Source organism: Kitasatospora aureofaciens, assembly GCF_019192735.1.
Taxonomy (GTDB): domain Bacteria; phylum Actinomycetota; class Actinomycetes; order Streptomycetales; family Streptomycetaceae; genus Kitasatospora; species Kitasatospora aureofaciens_A.
Window position 1 is genome coordinate 68,987 of sequence record NZ_JAHTKP010000016.1, and the last position, 14,019, is coordinate 83,005.

The following is a 14,019-nucleotide window of genomic DNA, read 5'->3' on the forward strand; positions in this document are numbered from 1 at the left end:
AGCTAGGAGATTCGGGGCGTGGACATGCGGCCGAGGCTAGCGGGGAGGGCGGAGGGTCCGCATCCGAATTACCTGCGCAATGTACGGCGCAATGAGCAGCGCGGTTTCGGCCACGGCGGCGAACGGTGGCGCACGGGGCCGTCTTGTCACGGCCGGACGCCCACCGCTTCGATGGCGCCATGGGCCCAAGCGATCTCGTTCTCCTGACCGACCACAGCTCGACCGAAGGCAGCCGGGACGCGATGGCCACCGCCGTCCGGACGCTGACCGGCCGCGCGCCCGTCCTGCTCGACGCTCGCCATTTCATGACCGCCGACGCCGACCTGACCGCCGACGCCGACCTGACCGCCGACGCCGACCTGACCGCCGGCACCGGCCGGATCGAGGCCGACGGCGCCGGCAGAGTGCGGCTGGAGGCGGAGGGCCGCGTCGTGACCACGGACACGGTCGTCGTCTACGAGATCCCGCCGCACCGGCGTCCCGCGTTCGCGCACTGCCAGCGGCTGCTGCGCGCGCACGGCGTTCGCTCGCTCGGTACCGACGTCCAGGCCTGGCGGGCGGCCACCGAGAAGGATCTGACGGTCGCCTGCTTCACCCGCGACGGCATCCCGCACATGCCCACGATCACGCTCTCCCGGCCGAGTCCGGAGGCCGCCGCCGAGGCCTTCGAGCAGCTCGGCGGCGACGTCTGGGCCCGGCCGTGCGTGGGCATGGGCGGCGACGACGTCTTCCACGTCACCACCCACGCCCAACTCGCCACTGCCGCAATGCACTACGCCGACGCGGACTGGCTGATCGCCCGGGACGCCCGGAACTTCAATGCGGACGGACGGCGCCACCAGTACCGGGTGGTCGTGCTCGGCGGGCGTGTCGTCCGCGTGACGGAGCACGTCCAGCCGGACCCCGACGCGCCGTGCAACGAGTGCCGGGGAGCCGTCTCCATCCTGCTCGACCCGGACGAACTGCCGCCAGGTCTGGGTGAGTTGGCGGTAGCCGCGACCAAGTCCGTCGGCCTGCCGCTCGCCGGCGTCGACCTCGCCGCCGAGAGCGGCGGCGTGGTCTTCGAGGTGAACGTCCACCCCGCGTTCGGCCGGACGCGCGGTGTGGAGCAGGTCGCCGTCCCGTACGTCGCCGCGCATCTGCGGCCCTGAGCGCAGGTCAGCTCCGCAGGATCGCGCCGAGGACTGCCGGGCGGAAGAGCAGGGTCGGCGGCGCGACCAGGGACATCACCTCGTGGAAGGCCGAGGTCACGGCCGGGTTGCGGGTGGCGGCCGCGAGTACCTTGTCCAGGAAGGCGTGCTGCAGCTTGAGCATCGCGCCGGACGGGCCGCCGGTGGTCGCGGCGAAGCGGACGTCCTCGGTGCAGGACATCACCCACGCGTCCTTGGTCACCGCCGCGACCTCGCGCCGGGCGTCGCGCGCGGTGGCGTGCCCGATCCCGCCGTGCCGCAGCGCCGTGCGGCGCAGCGCCCGGGCGCAGAACAGCGCGACCGTGATGCCCTGGCCGTAGACCGGGTTGAAGGTGTTCGCGGCGTCGCCGACCACCACCAGGCCCTCGGGGGAACGGCGTTCGTAGTGCCGGCGCACGCCGGGGCCGGGGACGAAGCCGCGCACCTCGCCCGCCGGCTCGGCGTCGCGCAGTGCCTCGCGGATGCTCGGATCGCGCAGCAGCGTCAGCTGCTTGTCGAACCCGGCCTCGCCCGGCTCGGGTTCGGCGCCGCGCATGCCGGCCAGGCTGACGATCCAGCGGTCGCCCTCGACCGGGAGCAGCACGCCCAGGTGGGGGGCGTCCGGGGCCTTGGTCTGCAGGTAGATCGCCTTGCAGCCGATGTCGGCGCCGGCCGGGCGGCGGAACAGCCGGGAGGTGTACGTGACGCCCGCGTCCACCCGCTCCTCGGGCACGGGCGGGCAGCCGAGTTCGGCCAGCCAACCGGGCAGCGGCGTCCCGCGGCCGGCCGCGTCCACCACCAACTCGGCCGGGATCTCCTGGACTTCGCCGCGCTCCGGGCCGCGCTCGCGGACCTTGACGCCGGTCACCGCCCGCGCCGAGCCGAGCAGGCCGACCACCTCGGTGCCCTCCAGGAGCTCGATCGACGGCTCGGCGCGGACCCGGTCCAGCACCGCCTTGTCCATGACCGGCCGGGTGCAGGAGAGGAAGGCCATCTGCGCCGGGTAGTCCGCCATCCACCCCGCCGAGCTGAGCCAGCGCAGATCACCCGAAGCGGCGACCCGGGTGGCGCCGGCGTCCGTCAACTCCTGCTTGATTCCGGGCATCATCTCCTCCAACGCCCGGTGCCCGGCCTCCAGTACCAGGTGCGCGTGGCGCCCCTGCGGCACCCCAGCGCGGAACGCGGGCTCCGCCGGATAGCGGTCCCGCTCCACCACCACGATCCGCTCGGCGTGGCCGCGCAACGCCCAGGCCGCGAACATCCCGGCCAGTCCGCCGCCGATCACCACTGCCGTGCCCCGCCCGGGGGCCGTCTCCGAAGAAGTCATGCCACGTAGCGTAGTTGGACGGTGGCGCCGCTGTAATCGGTTCGGCCCCACGAAATTGATCTTCAAGCGCCGCAACCGGCGCTGATCGCCCGGCTTTCGAGACCGCGTCAGGGATTCGTCAGGGCGCCGGCGCGGCGCTTGCCCCGGCCCGCACCGGCCGGTTGGATGAGAGACATGAACCGCCCGGTACGCCATCACGACCGCCCGCCGCATACGCGGCCGCCGGTCCGCGCTGCCGTGGCCGCCATCGCCGTGCACTGATCCGCGCCTCCCCGCCGGAGGGCACGGCACGCGCCGCACCCTGCCCCGTCGCCGCGGGGCGGGGGCGGGCGCGCATGCGCCGTACGGCGTTTCGCATCTCATCAGGCATCTCTCATCAGGCAATTCGAGCCCGCACCCCGGCCCGACGACGGCCGGCGGTGCCACGCACCCTTGGAAACGGTCATGTCCGACTCTGTCCTGTCCACCCGCATCGCCCTCGTCACCGGCGCGTCCTCCGGCATCGGGTGGGAGACCGCCCGGCTGCTCGCCGGGCTCGGCGCCACCGTGCTGGTGCACGCCCGGACCACCGCCGAGGCGGAGGCGGCCGTCGCCCGGCTGGTCGACGCCGGCGCCCGTCGGGACCAACTCGTCGAGCTCGCAGCGGACTTCACCCACCTCTCCGAGGTCGCGGTGCTGGCCGGCACGGTCGTCAAGCACTACCCGGCGCTGGATCTGCTGGTCAACAACGCCGCCGTGATGGCGCCGGAGCGCTGCACCCTCACCGACGACGGCAACGAGGTGTCGCTCCAGGTGAACTTCCTGGCCGGCCACCTGCTCGCCAAGCTGCTGCGCGCCCCGCTCTCGGCGGCGGGCGACGCCCGGATCGTCAACGTCTCCTCCTCCCTGCACCGCACCGCCTCGATGAACTGGTCGGACCCGCACCGGGTGAAGAAGTACTCGCGGGTCGCCGCGTACGCGCAGTCCCAGCTCGCGCTCACCATGGCCACCGCCGACATGGCCCCGGCCGGCTCCGGCATCACCGCCGTCAGCCTCAACCCGGGCCAGTGCGAGACGGCGCTGCTCCCGCTGTACGGGCGGGTCGGCGCGCCGGCGGCGGAGGGCGCGGCGGCCGTCGTCCGGCTCTGCCTGCCGGATGTCGAGGTCGTCAACGGCGCCTACTACGACGGTGGCTCGGTCGCGCCCACCGCGCAGGTGGTGCAGGAGGAGCGCTCGCAGAAGCGGCTGATGAAGCTCGCCGACCAACTGGTCGGCCGGGCCGCCTGAAACCCACCCACCCGTCGAGCACCGAGAAGAGCACCATGTCCAAGCGCGCCCGCAAGAAGAAGGCCCGTCGGAAGAAGAAGGCGAACCACGGCCGCAAGGCCGGGCAGAGCTGACCGCCTCCACGGCCTCCTGACCGCGGCACCGCCGGGCGTCCGAACGGTTCTTGACGAACATCGCCGACCTTCGACAGGCTTCGGCGCTAAGAAGTCGTCAAGATCGGCGCCCGGCGGTGTCAAGGAGACGTCAGGAGGCGTCTCATCGTCGACGACGCAGGAATAGCGTCGCTCGGCGGAGAGAAACGGTTCCGCCGCGGCTCCACGAGGGGCCCGCGCGGACCGTGCAACGGGGAAAAGGACGTGCGGTCATGACCACGGCGGCTACCGGCAGAACGGCCACGTCGGGGGAGGCGGGCCCAGCAGAGGCCGATCCGGCGGCGGCGAGCCCCGGCACGGCCCCGGCACGGCCCGCCGGACCCCAGCTCCCGCACCACCTCCCGACCGGCCTCGGCACCCGGCTCAAGGACGGCGCGCGCCGGGTCGGCAGCCGCTCCTACTGGACCACCCCGCGCCTCGTCCGCGGCCTCACCGCGCTGAGCCTGGCCACCCTGATCGGCCTCGGCGCGACCGCCACCGCCGTCCTCGGCGGCGCCCGGGACGGCACCGACACCATCGGCCACCGCGCCGCCCCGCAGGCGACCCGCGCCGCAGACCTCTACTTCGCGCTCAGCGACATGGACGCCCAGGCCGCCAACCTGCTGCTGGCCGGGGCCGACCCCGACCTCACCGCGATGCGCAAGACGTCCCTGGACACCTACGAGCAGCGCCGCGCGCAGGCCGACGACGACCTCCAGCAGGCCGCCCAGGCGGCCGCCGGTGACCCGGGCGAGCAGCAGGCCGTCCAGCGCGTGCTCGGCCAGCTCGGCAGCTACGAGGCCCTGGTGGCCCGTGCCCAGCTGCTGGAGGAACAGGCCAAGCCGCCCGCCGGGCGCCCCTCCGACGACGCCCTGGCGGCCTACCGGCAGGCCACCGACCTGCTGCGCCAGCAACTGCTGCCGGCCGCCGACCAGGTCACCGCCGCCAACCAGGCCACGGTCGACCACACCTACACCCAGCAGCGCGCCGCCCTGAGCAGCGGCTGGTGGCAGCTGGCCGCCGTCGGCGTGATCGCGCTCGCCGCCCTGCTGGCGCTCCAGCGGGCCCTCGCCGTGCGCTACCGCCGCGTCGTCAACCCGGCGCTGGCCGCCGTCACCCTGCTGACCGGCATCGTCCTCGCGGTCGGGCTGCACCTGGTCACCCGGGCGGACGACAACCTGGTGACCGCCAAGAGCAACGCCTACGACTCGGTGATCGCGCTCAGCCGCGCCCGCGCCGTCGCGTTCGACATGAACGCCGACGAGAGCCGCTACCTCACCGACCCGGCCCGCGCGGTCGCGTACGAGCAGAGCTACCTCGACAAGACGCAGGCGATCGTCCGCCTCGACGGCGCCACCATCGCCGGGTACGACGGCCGGCTGGCGGCGGCCGTCGCCAAGCACCACGCCGACCGCTCGGTGCCGTTCGGGGGCTACCTCGGGACGGAGCTGCAGAACATCACCTTCTCCGGCGAGCAGGACGCCGCCGAGCGGGTGCTGACCGCCTTCCAGGCCTACCAGCAGGACGACCGGAAGATCCGCGACCTGCGCAACGCCGGGAAGCTGAAGGAGGCGGTGACCCTCAACACCGGGCTGGCGCCTGGGCAGTCCAACTACGACTTCGACCAGCTGAGCAAGGCGATCGGGGACACCATCGACGTCAACGGCCGGGCGATGGACCAGGCCGTCGCCGACACCGACAGCGGCCTCGACACCACCACGGCGGGCCTGGGGGCCGGGGTGCTGGTGGTGGCCCTGGCGCTCACCGCCCTCGGGGTGCGCCCGCGGCTGCGCGAGTACCGCTGAAGGCCGTTTCAGACAGGCCGGGGCCCGGTGACGGTTCGTCCGCCACCGGGCCCCGGCAGGTTTTGGCTCCTCAGCCCTGCTGCGCCAGGCGTTCGTACTCGGCATCGGGGTCGTTCTGCTGCCGGTACTCGAAGTCGAGCCGGACAGTCCCGGCCGGGTCCGCGAAGCGGGCGAGCGGGCCCTCGCCCGCCGGGAGGAGCCGGGGCTCCGGCCACTGCTGGGCGACCACGGCGAGCGCGGTGCCGTCACCGGCCCGCGCGATCCAGGTGGCGCGGTCGCTCATGATGGTGGCCAGGTAGGCGCGGGGTACGCCGATCGCGGCGAGTGCCTGCCGGACGCTCGCGTCCTGGGGGACCTCCAGCGACGAGGTGTGCGGGGCATCGGCGTCGTCGCCCATCGCGACGCTGTCCCTGGTGAGCTCAATGCGCATGGCGGGAAGCCTAGGGCGTGTCTGACAATTCCCGCCTACCGCGCGACGCCAGGGCACGCACCTCGCTGCGTTGTCGTCGGTCGCCGATGTCCCCCAGCCTTCGGCCGGGAGGTGCCCCCACCGCATGGACTCCCTCCTCCGCCTTGCGATGCACGCACCCTGACGCCGCGCGCATGCGCCGGGAATTGTCAGACACGCCCCAGGCCCTGGACCGTCCGGTGTGCCGGTTTGACAAACACCCTTGCCGCGTCGGCGAATGGCAGGTATGGCCGACGACGCAGACTTCGAGAACGTCCTGAACACGGTGGGCCCCCGGCTGCGGGCGCTGCGGCGGGAGCGCGGCACCACGCTCGCCAAACTGGCCGCCGCCACCGGGATCTCGCTCAGCACCCTCTCCCGGCTGGAGTCCGGGCAGCGTAAGCCGACCCTGGAGCTGCTGCTGCCGCTGGCCCGGGAGTACCGGGTGCCGCTGGACGAACTGGTCGGCGCCCCGGCCACCGGCGACCCGCGGATCCACCCGCGTCCGGTGACCAGGAACGGTCAGACCGTCGTCCCGCTCACCCGCCACCTGGGCGGCCTGCATGCCTACAAGCACATCATGCCGCCGGGCCACGGCGCCGGGCCCGACCTGGAGTTGAAGGTGCACGAGGGCTACGAGTGGCTGTACGTGCTGTCCGGCCGGCTGCGGTTGATGCTCGGGCCGCACGACCTGGTGCTGACCGCCGGGGAGGCCGCCGAGTTCGACACCCGCACCCCGCACGCCTTCGGCAATGCCGGTTCGCAGCCGGTGGAGTTCCTCAGCCTGTTCGGTCCGCAGGGCGAGCGGATCCACGTCCGCGCGCGCCCGGGAACCTCCGTTCGGTAGGTTCGTTTCCTGACAGCGGGGGGTTTCCGTTCCGGGCTCCCGCAGGCCGTCGGGAGGGGCCGAGGAGATGAGTGTCCAGCAGAGCACGGAGACGGGCGACAGCGGTGGGACCGGCGAGGACAGCGAGGCTGTTGACGCCAAGGACAGCGACGGCAAGGAGAACGACGGCGACGAGAGCGACGCCAACGAGGACGACGCCAAGGGGAAGAAGAAGCGCCCGTTCTGGCAGGAGCTGCCGATTCTCCTGGTGATCGCCCTGCTGCTCTCGCTCGGCATCAAGACCTTCTTCGTCCAGGCCTTCTCGATCCCGTCCGGCTCCATGGAACAGACCCTCGACGTCGGCGACCGGGTGCTGGTCGACAAGTTCACCCCCTGGTTCGGCGCGAAGCCCGAACGCGGCGAGGTGGTGGTCTTCCGCGATCCGGGCGGCTGGCTGGAGGGCAGGCCCAAGCCCTCGGACGACTCGGTGATGGGCGCCGTCCAGAAGGCGCTGAGCACCGTCGGCCTGATGCCGTCGGCGGACGAGAAGGACCTGATCAAGCGGGTGATCGCGGTCGGCGGGGACACCGTCGAGTGCAAGAAGGGCAGCCCGGTGAAGGTGAACGGCGTCGTGCTCGACGAGCCGTACATCTACCCCGGGTCGACGCCCTGCGACAACGACTCGGTGGGTACCGTCACCGTCCCCAAGGACCACCTGTGGGTGATGGGCGACCACCGGGACAACTCGCGCGACTCCCGGCCGCACCACAACGAGACCGGCGACGGCTTCGTCCCGGTGGACAACGTCATCGGCCGGGCCTTCGTGGTCGCGTGGCCGATCTCGCGCTGGGACACCCTGCCGGTGCCGGACACCTTCGACCAGAAGGCGCTCGGCCGGCAGGGCAACGCCGCCCCCTCCCCGCTGGAGGCGCCGTCGGTCCCGGGTGCGGCGGCGCTGGTCGCGGCCGTGCCGCTGACGCTGTGGCGGCGCCGCCGGGCCGCGCGCCGGCGCAACTGAGCCGGGGCCGCTGAGCCGGGGCCGCCGGGCTTCCGCCGAACTCCGCCCGCTCTCCTCTACACCCCTGTAGAGTTCCGAAGGTGACCTGCACGCCTGGTCGCGTGGCCGCCCGACTCGGGGAGGCCGTTCGGCCAAGTCCGGGTCGGGAGGCGGAACCGTGGTGGAGAGTCGGCGCAGTCCTGCGGACGGCGGGGACCCGGTGGACCCGGACGTCCGGTGGGTGTACCAGCCGGTCGAGGTGCACCTCGCGGACGGTTCCTGGGTGCTCGGGCGGATCAGCGGGTGGTGGCAGGACGCGGGCGGGGACCGGTGGTGCCGGCTACGGGTGACCCGGAGCGGACGCCCGGCCCGCTGGGAGCGGTTCGACCCGGCCCGGGTGGTCCTGCTGCCGGTGGCGGGGCTCTGAGGGGCGTTCGGGGCCTGGGCGTCAGGGAACTGGTGGAACCGGGCCGGTTCGTGGGAACGTCCCTTCGTGCGCGGTCGCCGTGGGGGAGCGCCGACCTGCCGCTTCGGCGACCCGCCACGGCAGCGACCTGACACTTCACCGACCTGACACTTCACCGACCGGGGACGACGTGAGTTCCGAGATCTACTTCAGCAGCAACTACCGCGACCTCTGCGAGCAGCACGGGACCGGCGCCGGCTTCCAGTTCGAGTTCTACTGCTACCGCTGCTCCGACACCTGGCGCTCGTCCTTCGAGGCGTTCACCACCGGTCAGGTGGCCGGGTGGATCGGCAAAGGCGTCAGCGCCGCCTGGAACCTCATCGGCGGCAACGCCAACACCATCAGCAACGCCGCCGACGGCCTGGCCGGCCACACCTGGGGCGGCGCACGCGACGCCGCGTTCCAGCGCGCGATAACCAACGCCCAGACGCACTTCAACCGTTGTGCCCGTTGCACCAACTACGTCTGCGGCCGCTGCTTCGACCCGGGCCAGGGCCTGTGCCACAACTGCGCCCCGGACACCGCGGCCGAGGCGATGGCGGCGCAGCGGCGCGGCCTCAACGACATGGTCTCCGAGCGCGCCTACAACGTGGGCCAGCAGTCCGGGGCGGAGTTCGACGTCAACGCGCCGCGGCAGCTGGTCTGCCCGCAGTGCCAGGCGGAGACGCACGGCACGCCGTTCTGCCCGGGCTGCGGCTACCGCCTGGCGCAGCCGGTGCAATGCGCGCAGTGCCACAAGGACGTGCCCGAGGGCTCCGCGTTCTGCCCGTCGTGCGGTACCAGGCGCTGACGCTCGCGCGACCTGGGAGCGACCCCGGGTCTCGGCGGATTCCAGGGGGGGTCGCTCCCTTGCTCTTCTGCTCCGTGGGAACCGCTGCGACCGGGCACGTCGTCATCCTCCACAGTTGCCGCGAGACCCTGGGTGGAGCGGCGCCGTTCCAGACCTGTACGAGGAGCACGATGACGCACCGGATCGCACGTTCGATAGCCGGCGCCCTGGTGGCACTGCTGGCCACCGCCGGCCTCACCGCCGCGGCGTCGAGCGCGACCGCGGTGGCCGCACCCCGGCCGGCGGCGGTGGCCGCGTCCGCCCCGACTGCCGCGGCGGCGGGGGCGGTTGAGGGGCCGGCGGCGGGGGAGGCCGCCGTACAGGGCGAGCGGGGGCAGCAGGCTGCTCACCTGGCGGTGCAGCAGCAGAAGAAGAAGTCGGGCTTCTTCGCCAAGCTGGGCAAGTTCCTGCTGGTCGTGATCATCCTGATCATTCTGTTCATCGTGCTGCTGATCGTCGGCATCATCTACTTCGTGAAGCGGATCTTCCGGCGCCGCAGGTGAGGGTGCCCCGCGTCAACGGCCGGTGAGCGGTTCGGCGGTGAGCGGCTGGGTGCCCGGGCCACTTGGATGCGATTGGCCCTGGGCACGGCAGGCGAACCGGCCCGAGGATGGCCGCCATGAGCGACTTCGACAGCACGCTGCACCCCGAGAGCCGGATCGTCCACCCGCCCGTCACGGAGGTGAACGGCAGCCGCCCGATGGGCGTGCCGCTGCACCAGAGCCACCTGTTCGCCTTCGACACCAGCGACGCTCTGGTGCAGGCCTTCGGCGGCCCCGGCGAAGCGTTCTTCTACAACCGCTACGGCAACCCGACGGTGCGCTCGCTCGAAGAAGCCGTCGCCGGCCTGGAAGGCGGGACGGGCGCGCTCGCCACCGCCTCCGGGATGGGCGCCATCAACACCGTACTGCTCGCCCTGCTGCGCTCCGGTGACCACGTCGTCGCCCAACAGAGCCTGTACGGCGGCACTTTCGCGATGCTGGCCGACCTCGCCGAACGCTGGGGCGTCGAGGTCACCCACGTCCGGGGCGACGACCCCGCCGAGGTCGCGGCCGCCCTGCGGCCCAACACCCGGCTGCTGCACCTGGAGACCATCTCCAACCCGACCACCCGGGTCACCGACCTGCCCGGCCTGATCGCCGTCGCCAAGGCCGCCGGCGTCGTCAGCGTCGTGGACAACACCTTCGCCACCCCGCTGCTCTGCCGCCCCATCGAGCACGGCGCCGACATCGTGATCCACTCGGCGACCAAGTACCTCGGCGGGCACTCCGACGTGCTGGCCGGTCTCGCCGTCTTCGCCGACGACGCGCTGCACCGGAAGGTGTGGCACCACGCGATCGAACTCGGTGCGACCGCCGACCCGTTCGCCGCCTGGCTCACCCTGCGCGGCCTCCAGACCCTCGCCCTGCGGATCCGGCGTCACTGCGACACCGCCCTCGACCTGGCCGGCCGCCTCGCCGCCCACCCCGCGGTCACTGCCGTCCACTACCCCGGCCTGCCCACCCACCCCGACCACGACCTCGCCCGCCGCCTCCTCCCCGACGGCCACGGCGGCGTGCTCGCGTTCGACCTCGCGGGCGGGCGCGAAGCGGCCCGCACCTTCACCGAGTCCGTCCGCCTGGCCTCGCTGGCGCCCTCCCTCGGCGGCGTGCACACCCTCGTCCTGCACCCGGCCAGCACCTCCCACCGGCAGCTGGACGACGCCGAGTTGGCGGCGTCGGGCATCGGCCCGGGCACAGTGCGGGTGGCGGTCGGCATCGAGCACCCCGAGGACCTGTGGGCGGACCTGGAGCAGGCGCTCGCCAAGGCGTGAGGGCGGGCAGACTTCCTCCTTGCGCGGGCTGACGAAGGGTTCTGCTCGATTGCTCGGTGTCTCCCGGCCCGGCGACCGGGAGACACCGCTGACCGGCCGCAGCGCTAACGGGCGCGGGGGCGGGCTGCGAGCAGTGCGATGTCGTCCTCGGCGGCTGCCGGGGTGAGGGAGTGCAGCAGGGCGTCGAGGAGGTCGTCGAGTTCGCCCTCGGCGGGGAGGCGGAGGGCGGCGAGGCGGGCGAGGGAGGCGTCGATGTCCTCGTCGCGGCGCTCGATCAGGCCGTCGGTGTAGAGGAGCAGGGTCTGGCCGGCGGTCAGGGGGTGGGTGATCTGCTCGTAGCCGCCGAGGCCGGTGCCGAGTGGGGGGCCGGTGGGGATGGCCAGGAGTTCGGTCGGGCGGCCGGGGGTGATGAGGGCGGGCGGGAGGTGGCCCGCGCTGGAGAGGGTCCAGCGGCCGCGGCCGGGGTCGGCGAGGACCAGGAGGCAGGTGGCGGGGCGGGCGGACTCGTTGGCGGAGATGACGGTGTCGAGCTGGCGGAGGATCCGGTGCGGCGGCAGGTCCATGCCGGCGACGTCGCGCAGGGTCGAGCGGTAGTGGCTCATGTCGACCGCGGCCTCGACGCCGTGGCCCATGACGTCGCCCATCACGAGCAGCGTGCGGCCGAACGGCAGGCGTACCGTCTCGTACCAGTCGCCGCCGACCACCGAGGTGGTGCCGGAGGGCAGGTAGCGGAAGGCGAGGTCGAGGTTCTGGTGCGGGTTGCCGGGTTCGCTGAGCAGGGCGTGCTGGAGTTCGAGCGCGATGCCCTGGGAGCGGGTGAAGCGGCGGGCGTGGTCGATGCCGGTGGCGGCCCGGGCGGCGAGGTCGCCGAGCAGGGCAGCCTCTTCCTGGGTGAACGCAGGGGCGGCGTCGGTGCGGCCGAGGGTGAGCAGGCCGATGATCCGGCCCCGGGCGGCCAGCGGCAGGACGAGCAGCGAGGTGAGGCCGGCGGCGTACCCGGCGCCGGCGGCGGACCCAGCGTCGGCCGCGTACTCGGCTCCGTCGGTGAGGACGGCGACGCCGTCGGTGAGGCTGCGCGCGCCGGCGGAGCCCTCGGGGTGGCGGATCGATTCGCCGGGGCGGGCCAGCTCGGCGAGGGCGGCGTGCAGCGCGGGGACGGATTGGGCGGCGGCGCGGTGCAGGCGCGTGGCGGCACCGCGGAAGGCCTGGTCGCCGACGGCCTCGGGCGGCAGGACGTCGACGATGACGAGTTCCGCCAGCCCGGGGACGGCGAACGCGGCGAGTTCGGCGCAGGTGGTGTCGACGTCGAGGGTCGTGCCGATGCGTTCGGCGGCGGCGTCGAGGAGGGCGAGGCGGGCGCGGGCCTGTTCGAGTTCGCGCAGCTGTTCCCGGGCGGGGTCGGGGTCGTCGAGGACGACGACGACCACCCCGGTGATCCGTCCGGCGTGTTCCAGCGGCCGGTAGCGCACTCGCAGGCCGGGCGGCACGGGGGCGCCCGGGGTGTCGGGGCCGCCGGTGGCGTGTTCGCGGTCGCGGCCGTCGGCGAGGACACGGCGCATGGTACCGGTGGCACCCGCGAAGGCGGTGCCTTCGGCGGGGCGGCCGAGCAGGTCGGCGCGGTGCAGGCCGGTGACGGCGGTGAAGGCGGCGTTGGCGTACTGCCACCTCAGCCGGTCGTCGAGCAGCGCCACCGCGACGGGGGCGGTGTCGAGGACGTCGCGGAGCAGATCGGGGCCGTCGCTCCCGGTGATCGCGCCACGGCCCGCGGCGAGTTCCGCCGCCGCCGGGGACCGGGTGGCGGTCGTCTCGGTCGTCGGGCGCGGGGCGTCCTCTGCTCGGTTGCCGTGCCGGAACTGCATACGCCCATGATCACGCCCTTGGGCGCGGCACGCCCATAAGAGGGTGAAACCTTGACCACCCGGAGGCGGTCTTGTGGCAGAAGCCACTCCGTCGCGCACTCTATTTGCGTGTGCGCACACGCAAATATAGAGTGCGTGCACACGCACACACCTTCCCGTGAATGACAAGAGGCCAGCATGGACACCACCGCCGCTCCGATCGTCCTCATCACCGGCACCTCCTCCGGCATCGGCCTCGCCGCTGCCGTGGCTGCCGCCCGCGAGGGGTTCCGCGTGGTCGCCACCATGCGCGACACCGGCCGCGCCGAGGCGCTGCGCCGCGAGGCCGAGGAGGCGGGCGTCGGTGAGCGGATCGAGGTCGAACGGCTGGACGTGACCGACCCGGCCTCCGTGGCCGCCTGCCTGGACACCGTCCTCGCCAGGCACGGCCGGCTCGACGCCGTCGTCAACAACGCCGGCGCCGGGCGCGTCGGCACGATCGAGCAGGGCGGGATGGAGCCGGTCCGGTCCACCATGGAGGTGAACTTCTTCGGCGTCGTCGAGGTGACCCGGGCCGCACTGCCGCACCTGCGTGCCGTCGGCGGCCGGGTGATCACCGTGACCAGCGTGGGCGGGGTCGTCGGCCAGCCGTTCAACGAGGCCTACTGCGCGGCCAAGTTCGCGGTCGAGGGCTTCATGGAGTCGCTGGCTCCGGTCGCCGCGACCGTCGGCGTGCACGTCAGCGTGGTCGAGCCGGGCGCGGTGGCCAGCGAGTTCATCGGCAACCAGGCCCTCGACGTGCCCGCCCTGCTCACCGCGGCCGGCCCGTACGCCCCGGCGCTGCAGGCCTACGTCGACCGCACCCTCAAGGCGTTCGGGCAGGCCCAGACGCCGGCGGAGGCGGCCGCGCCGGTCGTCGAGGCGCTGACGGTAGAGCAGCCCCCGTTCCGGATCCAGACCTCCGCGGCGGCCCGGGCGTTCGCCGGCACCAAGCTGGCCGACCTGGACGGCTCGGTGGTGCAGGCGATGACCGGCGGTTGGGTGGCGGGCTGAGGGATTTGACGTACACGCCGGTGTCGTCCTCCGTCAGGCTGACGGAGGACG

13 protein-coding genes are annotated in these 14,019 nt (G+C 73.2%); 10 read left to right on the top strand and 3 right to left on the bottom strand.

Annotation, left to right across the window (positions count from 1 at the left end; all coding sequences use genetic code 11):
- Positions 1-179 precede the first annotated feature (179 nt).
- The gene (locus tag KV557_RS18650) at positions 180-1,151 is read left to right on the top strand and encodes an ATP-grasp domain-containing protein (protein ID WP_218201666.1); all 972 of its coding nucleotides are present in this window, start codon (positions 180-182) and stop codon (positions 1,149-1,151) included.
- Between the two features lie 7 nt (positions 1,152-1,158).
- Here the strand turns inward: KV557_RS18650 and KV557_RS18655 are convergent, their stop codons facing one another.
- Positions 1,159-2,496 (bottom strand): NAD(P)/FAD-dependent oxidoreductase, encoded by a 1,338-nt coding sequence (locus KV557_RS18655; RefSeq protein WP_256177608.1) that lies wholly within the window; start codon positions 2,494-2,496, stop codon positions 1,159-1,161.
- 444 nt (positions 2,497-2,940) lie between these two features.
- Here KV557_RS18655 and KV557_RS18660 point away from each other — a divergent pair, with 444 nt between their 5' ends.
- Entirely contained in the window at positions 2,941-3,762 is an 822-nt protein-coding gene (locus tag KV557_RS18660; protein ID WP_218201668.1) for an SDR family NAD(P)-dependent oxidoreductase, read from the top strand.
- A 364-nt stretch (positions 3,763-4,126) separates the two neighbouring features.
- A complete protein-coding gene (locus tag KV557_RS18665; RefSeq protein WP_218201670.1) occupies positions 4,127-5,698 on the top strand; it encodes a hypothetical protein in 1,572 nt (523 codons plus the stop codon).
- Between the two features lie 70 nt (positions 5,699-5,768).
- Here KV557_RS18665 and KV557_RS18670 read toward each other — a convergent pair whose 3' ends face one another.
- On the bottom strand, positions 5,769-6,128 hold the full coding sequence (locus tag KV557_RS18670; protein ID WP_218201671.1) for a hypothetical protein: 360 nt from the start codon (positions 6,126-6,128) through the stop codon (positions 5,769-5,771).
- A 265-nt stretch (positions 6,129-6,393) separates the two neighbouring features.
- Between KV557_RS18670 and KV557_RS18675 the strand changes: the two genes are divergently transcribed.
- The 6 genes from KV557_RS18675 to KV557_RS18700 all read left to right on the top strand — a co-directional run bounded on the left by KV557_RS18675 (position 6,394) and on the right by KV557_RS18700 (position 11,077).
- Positions 6,394-6,993, top strand: coding sequence for a helix-turn-helix domain-containing protein (locus tag KV557_RS18675; protein ID WP_218201673.1), 600 nt, complete (start codon positions 6,394-6,396; stop codon positions 6,991-6,993).
- Positions 6,994-7,060: 67 nt separating this feature from the next.
- Positions 7,061-7,990 carry a signal peptidase I gene (gene lepB / locus KV557_RS18680; RefSeq protein ID WP_218201675.1) on the top strand — a complete coding sequence of 310 codons (930 nt, stop codon included), beginning with the start codon at positions 7,061-7,063 and terminating at the stop codon, positions 7,988-7,990.
- Positions 7,991-8,147: 157 nt separating this feature from the next.
- Positions 8,148-8,396 carry a hypothetical protein gene (locus KV557_RS18685; RefSeq protein WP_256177609.1) on the top strand — a complete coding sequence of 83 codons (249 nt, stop codon included), beginning with the start codon at positions 8,148-8,150 and terminating at the stop codon, positions 8,394-8,396.
- Positions 8,397-8,565: 169 nt separating this feature from the next.
- The gene (locus tag KV557_RS18690; protein ID WP_218201678.1) at positions 8,566-9,225 is read left to right on the top strand and encodes a double zinc ribbon domain-containing protein; all 660 of its coding nucleotides are present in this window, start codon (positions 8,566-8,568) and stop codon (positions 9,223-9,225) included.
- A gap of 170 nt (positions 9,226-9,395) precedes the next feature.
- Positions 9,396-9,767 carry a hypothetical protein gene (locus tag KV557_RS18695; RefSeq protein ID WP_218201680.1) on the top strand — a complete coding sequence of 124 codons (372 nt, stop codon included), beginning with the start codon at positions 9,396-9,398 and terminating at the stop codon, positions 9,765-9,767.
- Between the two features lie 116 nt (positions 9,768-9,883).
- Entirely contained in the window at positions 9,884-11,077 is a 1,194-nt protein-coding gene (locus KV557_RS18700; RefSeq protein ID WP_218201681.1) for a trans-sulfuration enzyme family protein, read from the top strand.
- Positions 11,078-11,181: 104 nt separating this feature from the next.
- On the opposite strand, the gene KV557_RS18705 is transcribed toward KV557_RS18700, so the two are convergent.
- Positions 11,182-12,936, bottom strand: coding sequence for a SpoIIE family protein phosphatase (locus tag KV557_RS18705; protein WP_218201684.1), 1,755 nt, complete (start codon positions 12,934-12,936; stop codon positions 11,182-11,184).
- Between the two features lie 177 nt (positions 12,937-13,113).
- On the opposite strand from KV557_RS18705, the gene KV557_RS18710 reads away from it, so the two are divergent.
- Positions 13,114-13,968, top strand: coding sequence for an SDR family NAD(P)-dependent oxidoreductase (locus KV557_RS18710; protein WP_218201686.1), 855 nt, complete (start codon positions 13,114-13,116; stop codon positions 13,966-13,968).
- Positions 13,969-14,019 lie beyond the last annotated feature (51 nt).

What these genes read in the sequence shown, in the direction of transcription:
- KV557_RS18675 (WP_218201673.1), top strand. Translation starts at nt 6,394, where the DNA reads ATGGCCGACGACGCAGACTTCGAGAACGTCCTGAACACGGTGGGCCCC.
- KV557_RS18705 (WP_218201684.1), bottom strand. Translation starts at nt 12,936, where the DNA reads ATGCAGTTCCGGCACGGCAACCGAGCAGAGGACGCCCCGCGCCCGACG.
- KV557_RS18710 (WP_218201686.1), top strand. Translation starts at nt 13,114, where the DNA reads ATGGACACCACCGCCGCTCCGATCGTCCTCATCACCGGCACCTCCTCC.
- KV557_RS18665 (WP_218201670.1), top strand. Translation starts at nt 4,127, where the DNA reads ATGACCACGGCGGCTACCGGCAGAACGGCCACGTCGGGGGAGGCGGGC.
- KV557_RS18700 (WP_218201681.1), top strand. Translation starts at nt 9,884, where the DNA reads ATGAGCGACTTCGACAGCACGCTGCACCCCGAGAGCCGGATCGTCCAC.
- KV557_RS18695 (WP_218201680.1), top strand. Translation starts at nt 9,396, where the DNA reads ATGACGCACCGGATCGCACGTTCGATAGCCGGCGCCCTGGTGGCACTG.
- KV557_RS18650 (WP_218201666.1), top strand. Translation starts at nt 180, where the DNA reads ATGGGCCCAAGCGATCTCGTTCTCCTGACCGACCACAGCTCGACCGAA.
- KV557_RS18670 (WP_218201671.1), bottom strand. Translation starts at nt 6,128, where the DNA reads ATGCGCATTGAGCTCACCAGGGACAGCGTCGCGATGGGCGACGACGCC.
- lepB (WP_218201675.1), top strand. Translation starts at nt 7,061, where the DNA reads ATGAGTGTCCAGCAGAGCACGGAGACGGGCGACAGCGGTGGGACCGGC.
- KV557_RS18655 (WP_256177608.1), bottom strand. Translation starts at nt 2,496, where the DNA reads ATGACTTCTTCGGAGACGGCCCCCGGGCGGGGCACGGCAGTGGTGATC.
- KV557_RS18660 (WP_218201668.1), top strand. Translation starts at nt 2,941, where the DNA reads ATGTCCGACTCTGTCCTGTCCACCCGCATCGCCCTCGTCACCGGCGCG.